Genomic DNA, 22,910 nt, shown 5'->3' with positions numbered 1-22,910 from the left:
TTCTCATTTATTTAAGGAGGAGATAGAATGGCTAGAGAAGCAAGATTGAAGTTCGTAGATTTCAGTGAACCAAGCAGTGGAATCGTAACACTTCCACCTTTTACTCCAATTTTGTTAACAACCACACCTGTTGAGCTAGCGTCTGTAACTTTACAAGGTTCCAACAGCAACGATAGACAAGTCGTTATGGGCTCTATCGGAACTCAACTTGTAGTTACTGCACAAGCTGCAGCATCCGCGACTGGACAATTTAGCGTACTTTATACGCTTACTAGAAATGGAGTAACAGTATACGAGTTTACAGACGGAGGCGCAACGCCTCCAACAGCTGCTGCGGTGGGCGCAATCTCGATTGCATCAGTAACCTCTTCCTTCCAGCATGCAGAAACAGGAAATTCGGGAACCTTAACGTACCGGTTGTTCGCACAATTAACGTTCAAAGCGGGTCAAGGAGATTCCTCTCCTGTAGCTAGCATCCCCGGACCTCTTACACTAATCGGCATGGTTATCGACAAAAACGAAGTGTAAGAAGATGATCGAAACTCCCCCAGGCTAATGTGTTAGGCGGCTTGGGGGAGTTTTTGTTGGTGAATAAGAAATGAGTTTTATATTTTGTTTTGCATCCACCTCGACTGTTGATCAAGGGATTTAGAAGGCTTTTATTCCGGAGTAAGCCGTTTATCTCAACATATAAGAATTTATAAGTTTTGGGGTGAGCGAAGCTTGCCCCTTATTTAATGTGAAAAGTTATGTATCGCACTTTCCTAAAAGCCGCATATGATATGGGGTAGTTATCCATGTGCTTCCTTGAGGAGGATCTATCATGCAGGAACGAATATCTGCCATTGTAGAGCATATGGCAAAGTCTCAGCACGAGCTGGCGCGCACATTGGAAGCCAAGCGGTCCGTTGTTGCGCATATGGCAATGCTGGTGGAGCAAATTCCCGACCATGGTCCGTCATTCGGCGAGATTGAGGCTCTCATGGAGCACTCCCTGGACGTCACCAAAGGAATTACCAGCTATCTGAACAGTTTGGCCGATTTGGAGGATGCGATCGCCGACAACTTGGCGCCTATTATGAAGGCGATGAAGGAACAGCCGGGAGAAGAATAAATCGCGACGGGGGTGAACCTGATGGATAGACACGAGAGTTATTTGTCCATACTAGACGCCACAGCGAAGATCCAGCACAATGTTGCGTTAATACTTGAGGCCAAAGCGCTCCATGCAGAAAAATCCCGCAATTGGATTTGCCATCATCTGGCGACATCTGCTTATGAAAGCAATGCCGATCATATCAAGCAAGCGACGGATATCCATGAGCAGCTTATCGCCGTGATTGACGGAATTACCAAGATGGAGGTCGCTTTCGCTAAGAATTTGAACGTTCTGATCAGCGAAGAGGAGGATGCTTCCGGAGGCGGACTAGGCGGGGGATTCGGAGATTTGTTCGGCGGACTAGGCGGCGGGTTAGGCGGGCTAGGTAAATGAGTCTGCATGACAGGGAACAGTGGATCAAGCTGGATTTGTTAAACTCCCTGGCGCTTAGCCAGCGGGCCTTAGCCCGAATTATCGAAAGTGTGGCCGAGTGTGTGGAAGCCTCACCGCCACTGGCCAAGCAAGTTGCAGAAAACTTGGATGTCATTGTACATCACCAGCAGGTTCTGACGCGCCGGATTACGGGCATCCACATCCGTGAACGGCAGAAAGGGACTCCAGGCAAGCCGTGGATCAATCGGCAGCCTGGGGTCCAAGGAACAAGCGTGCCTCCTTCTCATTGAAGTAGAAGAGGAGGTTTTTTTATACCGGTTTGCTCCGCATCAACCTAGACAAACGCAATCGTCCTGTCAGGATGGCGAGGTCTTTTATCCTTGGTTGAAAGGCGTGGCGTATACCTCTTTCCCCGTCGTTCCTCCCCATTTGGCTACATAGTAATCATGGTGGATCTTAATCGCCGATCGGTATACCCGGGTACGGTATGGATCGGATTTAGTTGTTTGTCCGCCGTGGTGAGTGACTGGCAGATGCGTCCAGGGAACACTATAGCCAGCCATCTGCATGCGCCGATGGTACTCGCAATCCGAGAAGAAGTTCGGCATAACCGTATCCCATAGTCCCACTTCCCGCACGGCATTCAGGTTGAAGGCGCACAAGATATCATACTGCGTCAAGGCAACTCCCCATCGTTCTCCCTTCGCCTGCCAATCCTCCAAAATTCCGATAAAGCGTTCCGGTGTGCCGGGATGCGCCTCCGCATCGTTGTGCATAAAGAGAACCGCGTCACAGCCCTCCTGCATGCCCCTTTTAAGCAAATAGTTGAACATCTGTGTGACCGAAAGAGGGACAGGCGGTTCAAAAACTTGAACCTTGCCTTGCAAATCATGCTCGTTACGAAGATCCTGATTGTCCGAATTGTCTACAACAATCGTATGCGGCCAATAAGCCGGAATACTGTTGATGGCTTGGTGCAGCAGATCCAGCCGATTCGCATAGCCGATACCGACGATATATTTCATCAACCTAGCTCCTTTCCGAATATCAAAATAAGCACCAGACAATGGCGGGGGTATGTACCATCGTATGTCTATGTTCTTCGGCCCGCTATAAACAAATTCATCATTCCGTGCAGGTCATTCGCCAATTTCTAGTCAAGCTAGGTTAACGCATATGAATCTGCAAATAGGTATTCATAGTATAAAAGCAGGTCGAAACGAACCCATGCAAGAGATACCTGAAAGGAGTGAAGGTGGAGTGAGGATATCGGCAAAATCCGCCAAGACCCCGCGACCTCTGATAGCGACTAGGAAACCCTTGTCTTCCGGTGCAGGCAAGCCAAAGGCAAAAAGAAAAAAAGCTGCAGCCGGCAAACGAAGCTTGAAAGCTAAATATAAAAAAAGAAGCGCCTTTATCCGGTAAAAAAAGGAATTATCGCCAAACGTAAGAAAAGACGTCTGCGCCGCCGATTGGCGCTCAGACCAAGAACTAGAGCTAGAACCAGGCTGCTGAAGCGAAGACGGAAACGCAGAGTCTTTCGTCGGTTGATTCGCCGTCGTTACATTCCCGCGCCGGTGGCAGTTCCAGCAGCTCCGCCACAAGCTGATGTGCCGCCAGCAGAACCCCCTGCTCCCCCGGAACCTCCGGCGCCGCCGCCGTACATGGGCCTTGAGCCAGGGATAAATCTCATCGGTTACATTCGAACGGAGATTGGACTGGGTGAGGCATGCCGTTTGATGGCCAAAGCGTTCGAAGCCGCTGAGCTGCCGTTTGGCATCGTTAACTTCGCTGATCCGGGGGCTAGGTCCGCGAGAAACGAGGATTTGAGCTGGGTTCATAAAGAACGAGAGGATGCTCCATTCCGGGTTAATTTCTTTCATATGAACGCCAACAATTTGCGAATGGCGCACGATCATCCTTTTCATCCTCTTGGGCAGGAGGTATTCCATAACCATTTCAACATTGGTTACTGGGCCTGGGAGCTGCCGGATTTCCCCGACGAGTGGTGCAACAGCTTTGAGCTGGTGGGCGAGGTCTGGGCGCCTTCGCAGTTTATCGTCGATGCCGTTCAAAAGAAGTCGCCGCATCCTGTTATCCGTATTCCGCATGCTGTGCATCTCAAGCAGCCGGTCTCCTACGACCGCGCATCCTTTGGGCTTCCGGACAATCAATTCCTATTCCTGTCCATGTATGACACTCACAGCTTGAAGGAAAGGAAGAATCCGCAGGCGGCCATTCATGCTTTCAAGAAGGCTTTTTCAGCAAAGGATAAATCCGTTGGACTCGTCATTAAGGTCAACAATCCGAATTCGAGTCCCGGAGATCTTGAAGTATTCAAGCAACTAAGTGAAGGGTACAAAAACATTTATTTTATTCATGAAATCATGAGCAGGGACAGAGTCAACACGTTGATCAATTCCGTAGATTGCTTCGTTTCGCTTCACCGTTCGGAAGGCTTTGGGTTGGTGCTTTCCGAGGCGATGTATCTGGGAAAACCGGTGATCGGAACGAATTGGTCGGGCAATACGGATTTTATGAATGCGGAGAATTCCTGCCCTGTTAACTACACCTTAGTTCCTGTAGGTCAAGATATCGGTCCTTACAAGGCACATCAAATATGGGCGGATCCGGATATCCAGCATGCTGCTGATTATATGCGCAGATTGGTTCAGGACACAGCTTACCGCAACTGGGTCGCCCATAACGGCATGCAAACGATTCATAACGAATATTCACCATTTGTCGTCGGGCAGCAGGTAAGGAAGCGATTGTCAGAGCTTGGCTTGTTGTAAGGAGCTTGAGGATTTCATACAGGAGGCGAAGAGATGCTCAAAAAAAGAAGCGCCGCCTTACGTTAAACAAGAAGAAGATCGGCGCGCTGAAGAAATCCCGGAAGAAAGTAACGGCTAAGAGGCGCACGGCGCTTCGTCCAAAGAAGAAAAAAACGCTGCTGAGAACTAGAAATCGCCGCATATTGAAACGGAGAAGGCGCCCCTTGCAAAGGAAAAAACGGCGAATAGTTAGGAGGGTTGTTCCGCTGCTTCCCGCTGCTGTAACTATGGAGCCTCCACAGCCGCAGGCGGAGACAGAACAACCGGCTCACGGTCCGGAGCCTGCTGAAGCAGCATTGCCTTATACGGTTGTTGTCGGATACGTCAACCGTCCGGATCTGCTTCGTCAAGCGCTCAACAGTATCGAGCCGATGTGGCCGATTACGACGGTGATCGATAATTCCAATAAAGTCAATCTGACCGACAACCCGATCGGACTTCCTGTTCGCGTCTATCAACCGCCTGACCCGTTATCCATGAGTCAAACGGTCAATCTGATGCACCGTCTGGCTGCCGAGAACGGTTCCGAGGCAGCGATCTTCCTGCATAACGATGCTGAGCTGCATCCTGGAGCCGCCGATCAGCTGCTGCAAACTCTTGAGGATTGGAAGCAGTCCGGTCGAAGATGGGGAATTCTGAAGGCAGGCGGATCTTCCCTGATCGCTTTTCATATGGAGGCAGTTCGCGCTATTGGACCGATGGATACAACGCTTCCGCATGATTACGCGCAGCAGGACTACGACAAACGAATGAGTCTGCTCGGCTACGATGTCGTCGAACACGAGCTCCCCGTTACCCATCATAACGGAGGGGGTTCGACCTACAAGGACGATGGGGATTTAAACCATATCCGGGAACTGATGAGACCCTTCTATCGGAATTATTATGTGGATAAATGGGGAGGTCCTCCAGGAGAAGAGAAGCATTCACTCTTATTCGGGGAGTTTCCATTGAATCCGAATCCGGATTACTTGAAGAGGTTTATGTAAAAGCAGACTGAGAAGCCCCTGATTAAGGGGCTTTCAGCAGCAATTGAACTTCTTTGCCATTGTTCCTCAGCTTCTCTTCCAGTCGCTTCAGAATGAGGGAGGCGGTGTGATCCGTAACTCGGGCGTTCGTCAGATCCAGCGTGACTTTCTCGTAATCGTGATGAATGTCCATTTGCTCCATCAGCTCATTGGCGCTTACGAAGAAGAGAGGGCCTTTAATATGAATAGTTTGCTCATTATCTTGGATGGTCTGCGACACTTCAACCTGAGAAGCTGCTTTATAAGCATAAATTAAGGCGCTGATCAGGACACCGACGAGCACGCCAATCGCGAGGTCGTGTGTATATACGACGACTGCAACCGTAGCAATCATGACGAAAACTTCATTTTTGGGCAGCTTCGGAATTTGCCGGATATAGCTCCAGTCGAAAATTTCGTAACATACCATCATCATAACACCGACCAGCGCTGCCATCGGGATCAGACTGACATAGGTGCCGAAGAGCTGAATGAGAATTAGCAGAAAGACGGCGGCTGATAGCGTAGACAATCGGCCTCGTCCACCGAGCTTCACGTTAATGGCGGACTCCGCCACGAGAGCGCAGCCCGCCATGCCCCCGAAGAAGCCGGTGACGACATTGGCGATGCCTTGCCCAGTGATTTCTTTGTTCCGGCTTGTTTTCGAATGGGTCATATCATCGATGATGGCTTGAGTCAGCAGCGTTTCCGAGTAACCGACAACGGCGAGAGAGAGGGAGAACGGAAGGATAATCCGCAGCGTTTCCCACGTAAAAGGAATGTCGGGTATAAGGAAGCTTGGAAGCGAAGGGACGATTTCTGCGACTTGCCCGACATTGCGCAGAGGGAGGTCCCAGATCAGCGTAGCGATCATCATAATGACTACGGCGACAAGCGGTGAGGGGATGGCTTTGGTGAGATAAGGAAACAAATAGATGATCGCCAAGGTGCCGGCAACCATCAGGTACATGGGCCAGGATTCGCCTTGAAAGTTACGAAATTGAGCCAAAAAGATCAGAATGGCTAATGCATTAATGAAGCCGGTGATCACCGCATGAGGTACAAAGTTCATGAGCTTGCCCAGTTTAAACAGACCCATCAGCAATTGAATGATGCCGGTCAGGATCGTAGCTGCAAACAAATACTGAATGCCATGCTCGCTGACTAAGGCAATCATAAGCACCGACATGGAACCGGCAGCAGCGGAAATCATACCAGGTCTTCCGCCGAAGAACGAGATTAAGAGCAGAATGCAAATGGAGGAATAAATCCCTACCATCGGATTCACACCTGCAATAAAAGAAAAAGCAATCGAGTCGGGAATGAGTGCCAGTGTAGCTGTAATTCCCGCCAACACATCCGCCCGCACGTTAAATAGCCAATTATCTTTCAAAGAATTCAGCATGGTAGACCTCCTAGTTCTTCTTCATGATGTCCTGCCATGCTAGAGAAGCGAGACTATCCGGGATATCTACATCACGAAATTGCAGAATCTGTCCGGGCTCGATATGTTCTTTAACCACGGCGTAAGATAGCAGTCCAATGGGAATGTGATTCGGATTAGCTGCGATATCGACAGCGATGCCTCTGACATCGAAGCTGCCGATTCCTTTTTTTATCACAGTTCCAGGTGTAAGGGCCCGTTTGGCTACGGCTGCTACGCTAATCTTAGGACTCGCCGAATTGTTCAGCAGCGGAGCCTCGCCTAGCAAGGTGCGGCGAATGGTCTTCACTACTTCCAAATGGCAAAGGTGATAAGGCTGCAGCAGGGTATAGAACGGACCTTTGCCCATTTTAAAGTAAGCCAGGGCATCCTTCTGCCGTTCGTCATGCTCCGCTGTAATAAATACGCCCGGGGGCGACTTGGCTGAGAGCAGATAATCGGCGATGGGCTTGCCCAGACGTTTGGCTTCCGCAGCCAAGACCTCTGCGCCTTCCTGGAGGTCTTCGGCCGCCGTACCGAGCAAGCCGTCCTTGGCTATGCCGGTACCCAGTCCGTTGGCAACTAGAGCCTGCTCAATCTGAACTTTCGTGCCGTCCGTGAATGAAGTCACCATCTGGAGACTGATACCGCTGCGCTTGCCCCAATAGAGCATGTCCTCCAAGGGAGGGTTCAGATTGAGGAAGCCCTTGATGTTGCCGTATACGAGCGGCTTGAAGCCCATGCTCTCTACATTGGCTTTGAGCGCTGCCAGACATCCGGGCTGATCTCCCTCGGCCTCCGTGATGTAGCCCTTTGATACAAAGAAAGAGCCAGTGGTCACTTGAAGCTCGGCATCCATCGTGACAACAGGGAGTGCTGCTTCCATCGCTTTGGCAATCACACCTGTGGCATGAATGACGTCTCCGCTGCATTCCACGATCAAGTCCGATTTGGCGAGCAGTTCTTGAATGGAATTCGTCAGCACATGAGGCAGAGGCACTTCCGTACATTCATTTAGCTTCCGGCGGGTTAGAACAGCTGTTACTTCCATATCCGGCATCGATGAAAGAAGCAGCAGCAAACCGCGCGCAATAAAGCCGGTTCCTACAAGGCCAATACGGTGTTTCTGCATCCTAGTTCTCCTCCTATCCTAGCAATAGACCTGCTATGTTTGTCTGCAAGTCAAAATAGGATATGAGATTCATAGAAAAGTGGCATGTATGAATAACTAGAAAGCGTAAGGTTGGGAGTCCCAAATTTTAGAATCAACCCTATAGGGTTACGCGAATGCCGTGCCCTCCCAGGTAGACAGACATACAATGGGAACGAGCAGGGCAGGAAAGAGGAAATCAGAAGGAGAGGAAGTGGTCACCGTTGCAGCGACGGAAACGAAACATGTTGAAGCCGAAAGCGCGATCTCCTCGTGTCATCAAGCCCTCTTCTGATCAAACCGTTCCGACCGTGTCCGTCATCATACCGGCAATGAATGAGAGAAGGACCATTGCCTCTGTGATTCGCCAAGCTCGTGGCGTACATCCTTCTACGGAAATTATCGTTGTCGTAAACGGTTCGCGAGATGGAACGGAGCAAATTGCGCGCAGAATGGGCGCCAGAGTATTCGCATATCCAGAGCCTCTCGGTCATGATGTCGGACGGGGAATCGGCGCCGGGCATGCGAGAGGGAGCATTCTTTTATTTATCGATGCCGATATCGTCATTAAAGCGCGCGATCTTAAACCTTTTGTAAGAGCCGTTGAACGAGGTGTCGATGTCGCGCTGAACAGCTATACCGGCAACATTCATAAGCAGGACGTTCATCCGGTTGTACTAGCTAAACACGCACTGAATCTAGCCTTATCCCGGCCAGATCTGCTAGGGGCTTCCATGACTGCGATCCCGCATGCATTAAGCCGAAGAGCGCTTGAAGTGATCGGGACTGCAGCATTGTCCGTTCCACCGCTAGCTCAGACGATAGCTGTTACCAAGGGGCTTGATCTCCATAAGGTGCATGAGGTGAACGTAGGACGTATGAACCCAAGAAAGAGAAGAACGTTCAGAGTCGACCCTCTGAGAAACCTGATTGTAGGAGATCACTTGGAAGCGATCGGATATTTGCTGGAGGCGACGAACGAGCGGGGCCAGCAGACAGATTTGTTCCGGGACCGATCCTTTGTGGGGTGAAAAGATGAAACGAAGAGCTGTCTTTCGGAAATTTCGCAAGAAGAGACCGGCCCCTAAGCAAGCCCTTCGCAGAAGACGAAAGACCGCAAGCAAGCGGGCTCCCGCATGGACGGCAGCAGCCGAGCGGGCAGGAAGCAGATACGCTGTGGATCATCCGCTTCCTGAGGGGGAGTCCCCTCATCGCTACATCAATACCTTGTGGTATTACTATTCCATCGGGGAAGGGAAGCAGATACCGCCCGGGCAGGCAGCGGCCTGCGGGATGGCGTTTCTTAAAGGCTATTGCACGAGGTCCGGTCTACAAGATGAGAATCGTGTGCCTGTTCCAACCTTAAAAAGCATCGCTGCGGTCGTGACTGTACGCAATGAAGAAGATTCGATCACCGGTGTTCTGGGGGAGCTTAGCAGGCTTCCGCTGCAGGAGCTCATCGTCGTGATTAACGGCTCGACGGACCGCAGCTTTGCTCTTGTCAGACAGAATCGCCTAGCTACGATCATCCATTATCCGGATTCGCTCGGCCACGATATCGGTCGCGCCATCGGCGCCAAGCAGACAACGGCGGACATGGTACTGTTCCTGGACGGCGATATTCCGGTCAAAGCGGAGCAGCTGGTTCCCTTTATTCGGGCCATCGATCTGGGAGCCGACGTAGCGCTGAATGATGTGAGTCCGTATATCGGCTCGTTCGCTTACCATGACGGCGTGACGATGATGAAGGAGTTCTTGAACCACATTCAAGGCAAACCGCAATTGCGTGCCAACTCCATGACGGCTATTCCCCATATGCTGTCTCGCCACGCTATCGAGCGGATCGGACCGGCGAATTTGGCGGTGCCGCCGAAAGCCCAAGCGTTAGCTGCTCAGCTAGGGCTTAGCATTGTCGCACCGGCTAGTGTGGATGTAATCAAAGGGAATAAAGTAACCCGTATGAACACAGGTGTATCCAACCCTGTATCGAGCATGATTCTCGGAGATCACATGGAAGCACTCCATATGTTAATGGCGAATAACGGTCAAAGGCTCCGCTTCGAGGACATCAGCAGGAATCGAAGAGTGCTATCGGAGGGATCTCCATGACAACGAGCATCATTATTCCTACTTTTAATGAAAAGACGCTGCTGCAGGACTGCATCTATTCGATCCGTCAGCATACGGATACTCCTTATGAAATCATCGTGGTCGACAACGGCTCGACGGACGGCACATTGGATTTGTTAATCCAAGAAAAAGTTCCTTTCATTTCTTTCTTTGAAAATAGAGGCTTTCCGGCCGCATGCAACGCAGGGATGAGAGCAGCTAAAGGAAGCGAGATTCTGCTGCTCAATAATGATGTGCTGCTTACCCCCGGCTGGCTGCGAAATATGCTGGATTGCCTCTACCATCGTAAGGATGTGGGCATTGTCGGTCCGATGACGAATTATGCCAGCGGCCGGCAAAAAATAGAGGAGCCCTATACAAGTCTCGAGGATATGACGCAGAGGTTTAATGTGGAGAAGAAGGGGACCTATTCGGAGGCTCAACGCGTCATCGGATTCTGCTTCTTGATCAAACGGGAGGTCATGAATCAGGTCGGTCTGCTCGATGAGCGATACAGTCCCGGGCATTACGAGGACGACGATTACTGCTACCGCACACGACTAGCGGGATACTCCCTTTGCCTGGCGGAGGATACGTTCATCTTCCATTACGGCAGTGCAAGCTTCGTCAAGAAGGGCGAAGAGTTTCAACGAATCGTCGATCGCTCACGGGAGCTGTTTATTGCAAAATGGGGAGTCGATCCCCAGGCTTTCATCTAAATATGGAAAGGATGGCGTTACAGATGAAGGGAGTCATTCTTGCAGGAGGGACGGGAACGCGTCTTCGGCCTCTGACCAGTATGCTGAATAAACACCTTCTTCCCGTTGGCAGGTATCCCATGATTTACTATGCCATAGATAAGCTTCGGCTTGCTGGGGTTACGGATATTTTGCTTGTGACGAACAAGCAATCTGCTCCGCTTTATGTGCAGTTTCTTGGCAGCGGAAAAGAATGGGGCGTCAAGATTACGTACAAAATCCAAGATCAAGCCGGGGGCATCGCGGATGCGCTGGAACTGGCGGAAAGCTTCGTCCATCCCGGCGAGAAACTCATTGTTCTGCTCGGTGATAATCTCTTCGAGGATTCCCTGGCAGGCTGCGTAAAGGAGTTCGAGCAGCAATCCGAAGGGGCGCGCGTATTTCTAAAGCAGGTGGATGATCCCAGGCGCTTCGGTGTTCCTGTCATGAACGGAGATCTGATAGAGCGAATCGAAGAGAAGCCGAAAGAGCCTAAGTCTTCGTATTGCGTCACCGGCATTTACATGTATGACGAGATGGTGTTCGATATGATTCGAGCGATCGAGCCGTCAGCGAGGGGAGAGCTGGAGATCACAGATGTGAATAACCTCTATGCGACCAAAGGGCTGCTAACCTACAGCATCCTAAACGGCTGGTGGATCGATGCGGGGACGTTCCCTTCACTCTACGAAGCCACGGATCGACTGCGCAATTATTCGGGTGATCCTACATGAAGCGCTATGATTACATCATTATCGGAGGCGGCATCGTCGGTTTGACGATTGCCCGGGAGCTGAAGCGGCGGGAGCCTTCAAGAACGGTTTGCATTTTGGAAAAGGAAGCCGATGTCGCGGTTCATGCCAGCGGACGCAACAGCGGTGTGCTTCATGCGGGCTTCTATTATACGGCTAACAGCCTGAAAGCCAAGTTTACCAGGGATGGCAATGCGGCCATGCGCGCTTATTGCAAGGAGCATGGCCTACGCATAAATGAATGCGGGAAGCTGGTCGTGGCCCAGGATGAGTCCGAACTTGCGGGACTAGAGGAGCTGAAGCGAAGAGCGGATATCAACGGCGTGGAGCTGGTATGGATGGACGAAGAAGAGATGAAAACCATCGACCCCAATGCCCGCACGTATGGCAAAGCCCTGTACTCCCCCAACACAGCTTCCGTCGATCCTGTCGAGGTGTGCATGAGGCTCAAGCAGGAGAACATCGAGAATGACGTTGAGTTCCACTTTCATACGCAGTACAAGAAGCACAAGGGGGGCGCGGTTTATACGACCTCAGGCGCATACCGATATGGATATCTGATCAATGCAGCCGGATTGTATGCAGACAGCATTGCCCACGATTTTGGCTTCGGCCTCACCTATACGATCATTCCTTTTAAAGGCATCTACTTGAAATATACGAAAAATAAAACCGACGTCACAACAAACATCTATCCCGTTCCCAATCTGCGCAATCCATTCCTCGGCGTGCACTATACCAAGACAGTAGACGGCAGTATCAAAATCGGACCAACCGCGATCCCCGCATTTTGGCGGGAGAATTATTCGGGCTTCTCCGGGTTCAGCTTCAAGGAATTCCTTCAAATCGTAGGCTATGAAGCCAAACTGTTCCTAACCAACTCCTTTCACTTTCGCAGGCTGGCGCTGGAAGAAATGCGCAAATATATCAAGGCTCACTTCATTCGGCTTGGCATGAGCATGGTTCAATCGATCGATCCCAAAGGCTTCGGCCACTTCCTGCGGCCGGGTATCCGGGCGCAGCTGCTTAACAAACAGACACTGGAGCTGGTCCAGGATTTTGTCATTGAAGGCGACGGCAGCTCTATGCACGTGCTGAATGCAGTTTCTCCGGCGTTCACCTGCTCGATGCCGTTTGCCGCTTATGTCGTTGATCAGATTACAGAGAAACGGGGAGGAACCCTCTAATGAAAGTAATAGCAACCAGGCTTCCCGAAGTGCTGGTATTCGAGCCGACTGCGCATGGCGATCATCGCGGTTTTTTCATGGAGAGCTATAACCGGCAGGCTCTGGCACAGTTCGGCATGCAGCATGACTTTATTCAGGATAACCATTCTTTATCGGTTCAGCCGGGCATCCTGCGCGGACTTCATTACCAGCTTGCGCCTAAGGCTCAGACGAAGCTGGTGCGTGTCCTGTCGGGAGCTGTTTACGATGTTGTGGTCGATATCCGCAAAGGCTCGCCAACTTTCGGAGAATGGGTAGGTGTTCTGCTGAGTGCGGATAACAAACGGCAAATTCTAGTGCCCAAGGGCTTTGCACATGGGGTATGCACGCTGGTACCGAACACGGAGCTTCTCTACAAAGTAGATGAGTATTACTCGCCGGAGCATGATCGCGGCATTCAATGGAACGATCCGCAGCTGGGCATCGACTGGCCTGTATCGAGCCCCGTGTTATCCGATAAGGACCGTCATCATCCGCCGCTTCAGTCGGCTGAGAACAATTTTGTCTACGAAGGCGGCACAGAAACGAGCAGCGCGAAGGAGGAGCATGAATGAATACAATCATGGTAACCGGAGCCGGGGGCTACATCGGCAGTGTCCTGGTGCCTAAGCTCTTGGATAAAGGCTATCACGTCAAAGCGGTGGACCGATTCTTTTTCGGTAAAGATAAGCTTCAGCAGCATCCGAATCTTGTACTGATCCAGGAGGATACTCGGCGGCTGAAGGAGGAGGCCTTCGCAGGTGTGGATGCGGTGATCGACCTGGTCGCGATTTCCAACGATCCTAGCGGCGAGCTGTTCCAAGAAGCTACCTATCAGATTAACCATATCTCCAGAGTCAGCACTGCGCACAAAGCGAAGAAGCTCGGCGTGAAGAGATATATTCTGCCTTCCTCCTGCAGCTTGTACGGCTTTCAGCCGCCTGAGGTCGTGGTGGATGAAACGTCGAAGACGAATCCGCTCACGACGTATGCCAAAGCTAATGAAATGGCTGAACACGGCGTGCTGCCCTTGGCAGACGATTCCTTCACGGCTGTAGTGATCCGGCAGGCGACAGTTTACGGACATTCGCCCCGCATTCGTTTTGATCTGGCGATTAACGGTATGGCACTTGGCGCCTGGAAGACAGGTGTGATTCCGCTGATGAGGGACGGCTCCCAATGGAGACCCTTCGTGCACGTGCAGGATACGACAGATGTGATGTGTCTGCTGCTCGAAGCCGATCCGGCGATCATTAACGGACAGATATATAACGTAGGCTCGGACAGCAACAACTATCAGCTCGGCAAGCTGGCTGAAGAAATTACAGGTGTGCTTCCTAAGCCCGTGACCATCGAATGGTACGGCGCACCGGACCACCGTTCATACCGCGTCAACTTCGAGAAGATTGAGAAGGCTCTGAATTGGAAAGCAAGCTGGACTGCCGCCAAGGGAGCGCTTGAAATCTATCATGCCCTCGAAGCGGGAGAGATCTCCAACATGGATCAGACGATTACGCTGAGCTGGTATCAAGAGCTGATGAAATGGCACAAGATCATTGAGGGTGTGAAGCTGTACGGAGGTATCATGGATTTGGAAGGACCGAGTGAAGGATGAGGCGGCGTGTTGCGCTGCTAGGCGCCAACGGGCAGCTGGGCACGGATATTCGCCGAGTACTGGCGGAGAGTAAGAATGTGGAGCTGATCCTGATCACACGGGAGCAGTTCAATATGGAGAATACGGAAGCGATTATCCCGTATCTGGAGAAGCTGGGGAGGCTCCATGCCGTGATCAATTGTACGGCCTTTCACAATACGGAGGCATGCGAAAGCGATCCGCTTAAAGCTCTGGTCGTCAACGCTATTGCACTGCATCGCATCGCATCCTTCTGTGAACAGCAGGATGCTGTTTTGTACCATTTCAGCACGGACTACGTGTTTGACGGCGCGAAGGGAAGCCCCTATACCGAATTGGATTCTACGCATCCGCTGAATGTGTATGGCAGCACCAAGGTTGCCGGAGAAAAAGTCATCGCCGCTTACATGGACCGCTACTTCATCTTCCGCGTTTCTTCCCTGTTCGGCGCTGCCGGCTCGAGCGGCAAGGGCGGGAATTTCATCGAGACCATGCTTCGTCTCGTGCAGCAGGGCAAACCGGTATCCGTGGTTGACGATGTCATTATGTCACCGACTCATACCCTGGACGTGGCGAGAGCACTGCACACCTTCATCCAGCAGGATATCGAGGAATACGGCATCTATCATTGCAGCGGAGAAGGGGCCTGCAGCTGGTACGATCTCGCAGTCAGAACCTTCGAGCTGTGCGAAATTCCCTATGAAGCGAAGCCAATCGTATCAAGCTCTTACGAATCCAAATGCCAACGCCCTTCGTACAGTGTGCTGGATAACAGCAAAATCAACCGGATTCATCAAATGCCTTTTGGGAGAGCTCCTTGAAAGAATACTTGCTGCTGAAAGGCTATATGAAAAGCGGGGTTGGACAGTGATGAGGAAGAGAAGAAAAGCGGTTCGAACGGGAAGGCTCGGACCTGGTATTCCGGGGAAGCGGCCTCTTCACTCTATCCGGCCGGCTGACCGGCCGATGGGGCCGAGTCCAGAGTGGCTGGCGGGCAATCAGGCCGGCTACCAGTCGGGCTGGTCGCACGGGTATCATATGGGCCGGTGCAAGAAGATTATGAAAGACATCAGACCGGGTCAAGGAATACTTTGGAACCTTAGGGTGATGTATGTGAAAGCGGATGGAGCGCCTTATGCCGCGATGGATATCGGGATCGCAGATGCCCTGCGCAAGCTGGTCAGAGAAGCGATTGTCGTGAATCCGTCGGAGGATGTGGTCGCTATTGCGCAGCAAACTAGACCGGACCTGGTGCTCGTTCTGGACGCGATCGGTCAGTCCTTCCCGGTTCACAAGGTCGATGCCATCCGCGAATCGGGGATACGTACCGCCATCTGGCTGCCGGATGACCCGTATCATTCGGATCAGACGATACAGATCGTACCGCATTACGACTATATTTTTACATTAGAGATGAGCTGTGTTGACGTATACCGGTCACTCGGATGTCCGAATGTGCATTACCTGCCCTTCGGTATCAACCCGGATACTATTGGACTCGACTACGTGTCGACTTCTTACCGGAAGGATATCTGCTTTATTGGCTCCGCCTTTTGGAACAGGGTAGCCTTCATAGATGAGATGGCCGACTATTTAAAGGATAAGAACGTGTTCATTAACGGCTACTGGTGGGATCGTATGAGTAACTATCAGAAGCTTGCGCATAAGATTCAGGGCTATTGGCTTAGTCCGGAAGAAACATTCAAATATTACTACGCCTCCAAAATTGTCATCAATCTTCACCGCTCGATCGATGACGAGTCTCATAACAGTAACAGCAGGCAGATTCCAGCCTATTCGCCGAATCCGCGATTGTTCGATATTTCGGCTTGCGGCACGCTGCAGCTGACCGATGTCCGTCAAGAGCTTACCAATCTTTATACGCCCGGTGAGGAATGGATACATTCAGCACGCCTCAGGAGCTTATGGAGAAGATTGACTACTATCTGAACCATGAAGAGGAGAGGCAGCGGATTGCGCTCAGGGGGCTGTCCCGAACACTGCGAGATCATACCTACCGCAATCGTCTTCATGAATTGCTGTCGATTACGAACGGGGAATCGCAATAACTTAGTGAGGTGCTTATCAGATGAGACGAAGCCGAACCGATTGGGATCGGGGACAGCAGGACGGTTATGAGCGCGGTTGGAGACACGGCTATCATTTGGGGCGCTGCAAGGGTATCATGAGCCGGATTCCGGAAGATAGGAAGCGGCGCGAGATCCGTGTGCTGTATGTGTCTTCCGGTCTGTGGTCATACCGTCCTCTCGATTCCGGGATCACGGAGGAGCTTGAGGCGGTGTGCGCTGAAGTCAGGGTCGCGCTTCCTACTGACCCCGTAGCGGATATCGCCAAAGCTTACAGGCCGGATCTCGTCTTATCGCTCAATTCTGTGGAACTGCTCAAGGTCCATATCATTGATGAGATTCGCGCCATGGGAATCTTAACTGCCGTCTGGTTTACGGATGATCCCTATTACAGCGATGTGACCGTTGATATCGCCAAGCATTACGACTACGTGTTTACCTTGGAAATGAATAGCGTCCCTCTCTACCGACAAGCGGGCTGCCGTCATGTGTATTATCTCCCGTTCGGTGTCAATCGCTCCTTGTTCCACCCTCAGCCCGCCAGTCCGGAGCACAGCGTCGACGTCATCTTTATCGGTAGCGCCTTTCGGAACCGTGTAGCCTTCTTTGATGAAATCGCACCGGAGCTATCGAGCATGAATCTGTTGATCGCAGGTTATTGGTGGGACCGGCTGCAGCATTACGATGTTTTGCAGTCCAAGATCCGCACCGGCTATTGGATATCACCCGAGGAAAGCGCCCGCTATTACAGCTCCGCCAAAATTGTCATTAATATGCACCGCGCCATTGATGATGAAACCAACCGCAACAGCAGCGGCATACAGGCCGAATCGATCAATCCGCGTACGTTTGAAATCAGTGCCTGCGCTCCGCTGCAGCTTACGGATGTCAGAGCGAACTTATCCGCTATGTATCGCTCGGGCCTTGACATTGCCACCTATGATTCACCTCAAGAGCTTGTTCGGCAAATTCAATATTACTTGGGTCATGAGGAGCAGCGGCAGGAGATCGCTTGGAGAGGGCTTGAACGAACGATGCGTGAGCACACGTACCGAACTCGGATCCAGCGTATGTTCGAGCCTATTTACGACGGTCATTCTGAATGAAATAAAGATGAAGGCAGGTGAACGTATGTTGCCGAAGCTGAAGAAACACCGCAGCTTGAAGAGAAAAGGAGTTGTCGTTCCTTTTTCCGAGAGTCGTGCAAGAAAAGGGCGTAAGCGAAAAGCGGTGCGCAGAATGGTAAAAAAACACCGCCACTACGCTTCGTCAGCCCGTTTGAAAGGAAGATCGGCTGCTGATGCCGTGATGGCTCCACCGGTTGAAATCCCTGTATCCGATATTCAGCATGCCTACGATCAAGGCTTCAATCAAGGGCATGACCGCGGCTTTGACAGAGGCTTTGACAAAGGCGTCCGGGAGGGCAAGCATGCCGGAGGCGAAGCCTTCGTGGATAAATACCTTGGGGAGTATGAGGCTTTGCCGGAGCATACCGTGGAACAAATCATCGCAGCGGGTATCGAGCATCTCCGTCCCCAGATTCATCGACTTCTGCGGGCGGAGGATCTAGGTGATCGCATCGTGGCAGCGATGGATAGCAAGGCTCCATTTTCACTAGTCCGCTTAGGTGACGGGGAGCTGTTGACGCTTGCGCAGCAAACGATTTTGCCCATTGAACGTATTCAGGAGGAAGGTCCGTTCCTTCCCTATGCGGGTGTGCACGTTCCCGATATGGAGATCAAGGGCAGTCTGGTTCAAGCGATTCGGGGAGCAAGTGTCGTCGGGACCCCTAAGCTGCGGCTGCCTAACTTCCAACCGCTTGCTTTCTCCATTTTCCAAGCAGAGAGCATCGATTATCGTAATCTGACGTTAACGGATTCGCTGGTTAACTATTATTTGTATCAGTGCGGATATCTATCTAGGATTACACAGGGAAGACGCGTGCTGCTGGTAGGCAACCTTGCCGGACCGCTGGCGCAAGTGCTGCGCAGCCATGGTGTTCATGTGGTTGGAGAGGTCGGACCTGTGAACGGAGTGAAGGATATCTCGAGGGTCAAAGCTTCGATCATGAACTATGATTTTGATATCGCCCTGGTCTCGGCAGGGATCTCAGCGGTCATGTTGTCCGAATGGATCGCCAGCGGCATGGGCAGGGTCGCCATTGATTTCGGCCATCTTGCGGACTCCATCGTGAAAGGAGAGGCGCCGTACCGATGAACAGAGGAAAGAAGCGGATGTTAACGAAAGGAAGAGCCGCTACGGCTCAGGCCAAACGAAGCTATAATGAATCCTACAACCGGGGCTACAATCAAGGCTATGACCTTGGACACGACCAAGGCTATCGGAATGGCTGGCAGGCGGGGGCCACGAGCTGCAGCCAGGCTTTTCAGGGTACCAGTATCATTATCGTCACCACGAATGATCAGCGCGAGCATCTGCAGAACTGTATCGAGAGCATCTACCAGTATACGCCGGAGCCGTTTGAAATCATTATTATCGATAATGCCTCCACAGATGACACGGAATCGTATCTCAAATCGTTGACCGGTAAAATCCGGTTTAAAGTGTTCAAATCGAACCTCGGCTTTGCCGGGGGCACCAATCAAGGACTGCGAATGGCCCGCGGTACGACGCTGTTATTTCTGAACAACGATACCATCGTCACGAAAAATTGGCTCTCCAATATGCTGGCCTGCTTGCACAGCAATGAGAAATTCGGCCTAGTCGGTCCAACGACGAACTATATCAGCGGTGAGCAGCTTGTTCCTACAACGTACACCTCTACAGAGGAGATGCATCGCTTCGCCGAGCAAATCAATCGCTCCAACCCGAGCCAATGGCAGGTCACCGGGAGATTGACCGGATTTTGCGTACTGATGCGCCGTGAGATGTTTGAAGCACTCGGCTATTTGGACGAAGGCTTTGAGATCGGGAACTGTGAGGATGATGATTACGGCTTCCGCGCAAGGCTTATGGGCTATGAGCTGGTCATCGCTAAAGATACATTTATCCACCATGTCGGCAGTGTTAGCATCAAGGCGCTTGGTGAGCGTTTTGAGGAAGTGTACGGCAAGAATCTGGATTTTTACTCGAAAAAATGGGGAGAATCCCACAGCCTCCTCGCCGAAGTTCAAAGAAAGCTGAATGGGGCACTTGCGACCATGAATCATTTTTATCCGACCGGTGTGGTTGTGAGAGGCGTCCTGCCTCAGCCATATTGGATGGAGAACGGAATAAAGAGACCGATCGAAGGCTTATCCGAGGCACTTGCTTCGAGCCGTGTTTCGCAGGTGGACCTGCGCAGCTGGAGCTTGGGAGATCCGATCCAGATCCAAGAGGTTCTGTACCGCTTGGAGCAGCTGAACAGCACCGCGACATCCGCTGCGCCTTTGCAGGAAGGAGAGCTGGCGGAAACTCCGGATCATACCGTTTACCAAATGAAAGAAGGGAAAATGCGCAGGCTGAATCACTGGGCATTAACGCATTGGCTGCTTCTAGAACGCGGCAAGCGGCAGATCAGCTACAGCGAGCTGGGCAGCTATGAGCAGGGACTGCCAATCATTGCTCCAGCCGTAATTGTTGCGAATAACGTGTAAAGGAGACTTGAGCCGCCATGAGACTGAGAACGAAGACGAAGATGAAGGTGCGGAAAAAAGAAAAACCCCCACAGTCAAAAAAACCAGACTGGGGGGCTTGAAAAAGCGCAGGATCATGAAGCGCACTGCGCGTCCGATTCGTCCTGCCGTTCACCGCGGAGGATATGATCAAGGCTTTGACAAGGGCTATGATAAAGGGTATGTCGAAGGCTTTGATAAAGGATTCGAAGACGGCTTCGATCACACCTATTCGGTGTCATAGCGTCCACTTGACGAGAAGGCCGGCATGCGTCAATCCGCCGCCGAAACCGTACAGCAGCAAGGTATCTCCGGACTTTACTTTACCTTCCTTGACACCTAAATCCAGCGCCAACGGAATCGAAGCCGCCGATGTATTGCCGTAATGAACAAGACTATAGAGCGCCTTGTCAAAGGCAATGCCGCTCTTCTCACAGATCGACTCAATGATTCTCAGGTTCGCGCTGTGCGGGATGAACCAATCGATATCCTCCTTCTGAAGACCGCTCTTCTCCAGTAAGGCGGAGATGCCTTGCGGCACCGTGCTGACTGCAAATTTATACACTTCGCGTCCGTTCTGCACGAGCTTCCCTTCACCGGCCAGCGGGATGCCGTTCAGCTCGGACGCAAGACCGGTGCGGTACACATGCTTGCCGCCTGTACCGTCAGTTCCTAGATGATGAGCGACGTAGGAAGGCAGCTCATCGCTTCTCTCCACAAGCACGGCTCCTGCGCCGTCGCCGAACAGGATGCAGGTGGAACGGTCCGTGTAGTCCGTTATTTTGGACAAGCTGTCGGCGCCTACGACCAGCACCTTGCGGTGGAGCCCGGCTTCAATCATGCCGCTGGCTGTGTGCAGCGCGTAAGTGAAGCCTGCACAGGTCGCATTCAAGTCATAAGCTCCCGTAGCAGGAATGCCGAAGTGAGCCTGAATCAGACACGCGACCGATGGAAAAGGAAGGTCAGGCGTATGGGTAGCTACGATGATCAGTTCAACGTCATCCAGGACTTTTTCATAACGGTCTACAAGATCCTGAACCGCCTTGATGCAAAGATGGCTGGTAAACTCATTCTCCTCTGCGATGCGCCGGGCTTTGATGCCTGTGCGCTGCACGATCCACTCATCGTTGGTATCTACCATAGCTGCCATATCTTCATTCGTTAATTGTTTATGGGGTACATAGCTGCCGATGGCGGTTATGGCTGCGTGTAAGAAAGTTGACTGGGTCAATGACCTCACTCCTTGATCGGTATATTAGAATCAAGTATTAGTACCTGGTACTAAATATAGTCTAACTAATTTAACAGTCCAAGTCAATGTTGTTTTGCTTATATAACTGGATTTGAAGCAGAATTTGCTGGATAGAAAATCGCATAATTTACTTGTATACATCGATATACATTCGTATACATTGTTATAAAATTGAGAAATTATATGGATCAATCTGAATCATTTCTGCCTTGGAAATAATAAAAGAACAATTTCTACGAACTTTTTGTTCTGAGAAATTGTTCTTTTATTTACTAGATACATTTAATTATTATTGGGACTTGGCAATTTAAGAGACAATCAATGTTTACTATGTATGCGTAAAATAGCCCACACCTAGCCATCAGGATGTGGGCTTTGCTATGCTCGAATTAGCTCTTAAATACGCGGCAACTCAGCGGAATCTTTGGTGACCATGGCATGAGATCGTCTAGCGCCTGCAGATCCTTCGGATTCTCAAGCTGCGGGAGCTGCTCGAACAGGTACTTCAAATATTGAAACGGGTTTAATCCGTTTTCCTTCGCTGTTTCAATCACACTGTAGATCGTTGCGCTCGCCTTCGCACCGCGTGGTGTGTTAGCGAACAGCCAGTTCTTACGTTTATGCTCTTAAGTACATAAACGTAAAAACTTCTTATTTAGCAACACGCCGCGAGGAGCCAAGGCAAGTGCTAAAGTTGCTGGTTTTTTAAGTGCGAATCAAAATGTTTATCAACTACTTTTTCAGGACAATTAATTTAATTTTCCAATAAAAGAGAAGTTTCATGGGGTGATCGCTGCAGAAATGTGGCAATTTTTTACGGTTATTTGGATATAACCCGAAATGAGGAGTATTAATGGGTGAGTTTTGTCGTTTACAATAGGTTAATAGACTTATATTTCGACAATTTATCCAAAGCGTTCGGGAGAATTTCCCTAGTAATTGGGATTAATGCACATGTATTATAAGTAATTTAGTAATTTTGCTGGATTTACTAACTTTTGGTAAATATATTAATATAATAGTGTCAGGCTTGACATAAAGTAAATTAACTTTGGTCGATTTCTCTTAATACTTGGTTTTACCAAAGAAAGTTTCAGATTATTAACCTATGCTTTTTGGTTTAAGCAATAACCATAATTTCCAAGAGTGAGTTTAACAAATGCATAGCAAATTATTAAAATATGGTTTTTAGGGGAGGAATAGTGTATGAAAGCAAAAAAAATAGTAACAGTAATTCTTACTACAGTTATTGGCTTAACTGTTGGGGTTAGCTCGGTTTGGGCTTATGGTACAATCTCCAGTGGTATTAGTAGTCCTCCACTCACATTTGCAAAGTGGAATGGTTTCGACCCAGCTACATATACTGCTTTTTCCAATGCCGCAGCGCCATGGAATGTAGTAAGTCAAGGGGAGATTGGTAAAGACATTATTGATCCAAATGGGTATACAACTTCTACTAATACATATCCAGTAAATGACTATACAAATTTAATAACTCAACTTTCGCACCTAATAAATCAGCGTAAGTCCAGGTGCGTACTGGATTTGTGATCGATAAGATACCCTGCTTGAAAATAGAAAAACACCGCTTCCTTTGGTAAAGTGAGAGTGTCGA

The 22,910-nt window shown here is 50.6% G+C and carries 23 protein-coding genes and 2 pseudogenes; 20 read left to right on the top strand and 5 right to left on the bottom strand.

Going from position 1 to position 22,910, the window contains the following annotated elements; all coding sequences use genetic code 11:
* Positions 1-27: 27 nt before the first annotated feature.
* The 4 genes from L0M14_RS20500 to L0M14_RS20485 all read left to right on the top strand — a co-directional run bounded on the left by L0M14_RS20500 (position 28) and on the right by L0M14_RS20485 (position 1,782).
* Complete coding sequence (locus L0M14_RS20500) at positions 28-528, top strand: hypothetical protein (protein ID WP_235118439.1); 501 nt, start codon at positions 28-30, stop codon at positions 526-528.
* Positions 529-823: 295 nt separating this feature from the next.
* Positions 824-1,114, top strand: a complete 291-nt coding sequence (locus tag L0M14_RS20495; protein ID WP_235118438.1) for a hypothetical protein — start codon at positions 824-826, stop codon at positions 1,112-1,114.
* A gap of 21 nt (positions 1,115-1,135) precedes the next feature.
* Positions 1,136-1,492: an alpha-helical endospore appendage domain-containing protein gene (locus L0M14_RS20490; protein WP_235118437.1), complete on the top strand. Its 357-nt coding sequence runs from the start codon at positions 1,136-1,138 to the stop codon at positions 1,490-1,492.
* Positions 1,489-1,782, top strand: coding sequence for a hypothetical protein (locus L0M14_RS20485; protein WP_235118436.1), 294 nt, complete (start codon positions 1,489-1,491; stop codon positions 1,780-1,782). The genes L0M14_RS20490 and L0M14_RS20485 overlap by 4 nt, the downstream gene beginning before the upstream one ends.
* A gap of 84 nt (positions 1,783-1,866) precedes the next feature.
* Here the strand turns inward: L0M14_RS20485 and L0M14_RS20480 are convergent, their stop codons facing one another.
* Complete coding sequence (locus L0M14_RS20480) at positions 1,867-2,517, bottom strand: glycosyltransferase family 2 protein (protein ID WP_235118435.1); 651 nt, start codon at positions 2,515-2,517, stop codon at positions 1,867-1,869.
* 522 nt (positions 2,518-3,039) lie between these two features.
* Between L0M14_RS20480 and L0M14_RS20475 the strand changes: the two genes are divergently transcribed.
* Together L0M14_RS20475 and L0M14_RS20470 are read left to right on the top strand one after the other, a co-directional pair.
* Entirely contained in the window at positions 3,040-4,287 is a 1,248-nt protein-coding gene (locus tag L0M14_RS20475) for a glycosyltransferase family 4 protein (RefSeq protein WP_235118434.1), read from the top strand.
* Between the two features lie 203 nt (positions 4,288-4,490).
* A complete protein-coding gene (locus tag L0M14_RS20470; RefSeq protein ID WP_235118433.1) occupies positions 4,491-5,315 on the top strand; it encodes a glycosyltransferase family 2 protein in 825 nt (274 codons plus the stop codon).
* Positions 5,316-5,337: 22 nt separating this feature from the next.
* On the opposite strand, the gene L0M14_RS20465 is transcribed toward L0M14_RS20470, so the two are convergent.
* Both L0M14_RS20465 and L0M14_RS20460 read right to left on the bottom strand, forming a co-directional pair.
* On the bottom strand, positions 5,338-6,738 hold the full coding sequence (locus L0M14_RS20465) for a SulP family inorganic anion transporter (protein ID WP_235118432.1): 1,401 nt from the start codon (positions 6,736-6,738) through the stop codon (positions 5,338-5,340).
* Positions 6,739-6,748: 10 nt separating this feature from the next.
* A complete protein-coding gene (locus L0M14_RS20460) occupies positions 6,749-7,888 on the bottom strand; it encodes an NAD(P)-dependent oxidoreductase (protein WP_235118431.1) in 1,140 nt (379 codons plus the stop codon).
* Positions 7,889-8,151: 263 nt separating this feature from the next.
* On the opposite strand from L0M14_RS20460, the gene L0M14_RS20455 reads away from it, so the two are divergent.
* The 13 genes and pseudogenes from L0M14_RS20455 to L0M14_RS20390 all read left to right on the top strand — a co-directional run bounded on the left by L0M14_RS20455 (position 8,152) and on the right by L0M14_RS20390 (position 20,287).
* Positions 8,152-8,937, top strand: a complete 786-nt coding sequence (locus L0M14_RS20455; protein ID WP_235122983.1) for a glycosyltransferase family 2 protein — start codon at positions 8,152-8,154, stop codon at positions 8,935-8,937.
* 4 nt (positions 8,938-8,941) lie between these two features.
* Complete coding sequence (locus L0M14_RS20450; protein WP_235118430.1) at positions 8,942-10,015, top strand: glycosyltransferase family 2 protein; 1,074 nt, start codon at positions 8,942-8,944, stop codon at positions 10,013-10,015.
* A complete protein-coding gene (locus tag L0M14_RS20445; RefSeq protein ID WP_235118429.1) occupies positions 10,012-10,734 on the top strand; it encodes a glycosyltransferase family 2 protein in 723 nt (240 codons plus the stop codon). The genes L0M14_RS20450 and L0M14_RS20445 overlap by 4 nt, the downstream gene beginning before the upstream one ends.
* Positions 10,735-10,757: 23 nt before the next feature.
* Positions 10,758-11,486, top strand: coding sequence for a sugar phosphate nucleotidyltransferase (locus tag L0M14_RS20440; RefSeq protein WP_235118428.1), 729 nt, complete (start codon positions 10,758-10,760; stop codon positions 11,484-11,486).
* Complete coding sequence (lhgO, locus tag L0M14_RS20435) at positions 11,483-12,691, top strand: L-2-hydroxyglutarate oxidase (RefSeq protein WP_235118427.1); 1,209 nt, start codon at positions 11,483-11,485, stop codon at positions 12,689-12,691. Before L0M14_RS20440 ends, lhgO begins: the two co-directional genes overlap by 4 nt.
* A complete protein-coding gene (gene rfbC / locus L0M14_RS20430; protein WP_235118426.1) occupies positions 12,691-13,284 on the top strand; it encodes a dTDP-4-dehydrorhamnose 3,5-epimerase in 594 nt (197 codons plus the stop codon). The genes lhgO and rfbC overlap by 1 nt, the downstream gene beginning before the upstream one ends.
* Positions 13,281-14,324 (top strand): NAD-dependent epimerase/dehydratase family protein, encoded by a 1,044-nt coding sequence (locus L0M14_RS20425; protein WP_235118425.1) that lies wholly within the window; start codon positions 13,281-13,283, stop codon positions 14,322-14,324. The genes rfbC and L0M14_RS20425 overlap by 4 nt, the downstream gene beginning before the upstream one ends.
* Positions 14,321-15,163, top strand: a complete 843-nt coding sequence (gene rfbD / locus L0M14_RS20420; protein ID WP_235118424.1) for a dTDP-4-dehydrorhamnose reductase — start codon at positions 14,321-14,323, stop codon at positions 15,161-15,163. The genes L0M14_RS20425 and rfbD overlap by 4 nt, the downstream gene beginning before the upstream one ends.
* A 49-nt stretch (positions 15,164-15,212) precedes the next feature.
* A pseudogene (locus tag L0M14_RS20415) lies at positions 15,213-16,411 on the top strand (CgeB family protein).
* Between the two features lie 20 nt (positions 16,412-16,431).
* The gene (locus tag L0M14_RS20405; protein ID WP_235118421.1) at positions 16,432-17,535 is read left to right on the top strand and encodes a CgeB family protein; all 1,104 of its coding nucleotides are present in this window, start codon (positions 16,432-16,434) and stop codon (positions 17,533-17,535) included.
* 25 nt (positions 17,536-17,560) lie between these two features.
* Positions 17,561-18,646: a GT-D fold domain-containing protein gene (locus L0M14_RS20400; protein WP_235118420.1), complete on the top strand. Its 1,086-nt coding sequence runs from the start codon at positions 17,561-17,563 to the stop codon at positions 18,644-18,646.
* Positions 18,643-20,025 (top strand): glycosyltransferase family 2 protein, encoded by a 1,383-nt coding sequence (locus L0M14_RS20395; protein WP_235118419.1) that lies wholly within the window; start codon positions 18,643-18,645, stop codon positions 20,023-20,025. The genes L0M14_RS20400 and L0M14_RS20395 overlap by 4 nt, the downstream gene beginning before the upstream one ends.
* 7 nt (positions 20,026-20,032) lie before the next feature.
* Positions 20,033-20,287 carry a Yae1 family protein gene (locus L0M14_RS20390; protein ID WP_235118418.1) on the top strand — a complete coding sequence of 85 codons (255 nt, stop codon included), beginning with the start codon at positions 20,033-20,035 and terminating at the stop codon, positions 20,285-20,287.
* Here the strand turns inward: L0M14_RS20390 and L0M14_RS20385 are convergent.
* Both L0M14_RS20385 and L0M14_RS20380 read right to left on the bottom strand, forming a co-directional pair.
* Positions 20,282-21,274, bottom strand: coding sequence for a ketoacyl-ACP synthase III (locus L0M14_RS20385; protein WP_235118417.1), 993 nt, complete (start codon positions 21,272-21,274; stop codon positions 20,282-20,284). The genes L0M14_RS20390 and L0M14_RS20385 overlap by 6 nt on opposite strands.
* A 410-nt stretch (positions 21,275-21,684) precedes the next feature.
* Positions 21,685-21,912, bottom strand: a pseudogene (locus tag L0M14_RS20380) (transposase domain-containing protein); the annotation flags it as partial.
* Between the two features lie 589 nt (positions 21,913-22,501).
* Between L0M14_RS20380 and L0M14_RS20375 the strand changes: the two are divergent.
* Positions 22,502-22,846, top strand: a complete 345-nt coding sequence (locus tag L0M14_RS20375) for a hypothetical protein (protein ID WP_235118416.1) — start codon at positions 22,502-22,504, stop codon at positions 22,844-22,846.
* The last annotated feature ends 64 nt before the right edge of the window (positions 22,847-22,910 follow it).

This window comes from Paenibacillus hexagrammi, assembly GCF_021513275.1.
Classification (GTDB): Bacteria; Bacillota; Bacilli; order Paenibacillales; family NBRC-103111; genus Paenibacillus_E; species Paenibacillus_E hexagrammi.
Note: the sequence above shows the minus strand (reverse complement) of the source record. Positions and strands in the feature narration are given on the sequence as shown.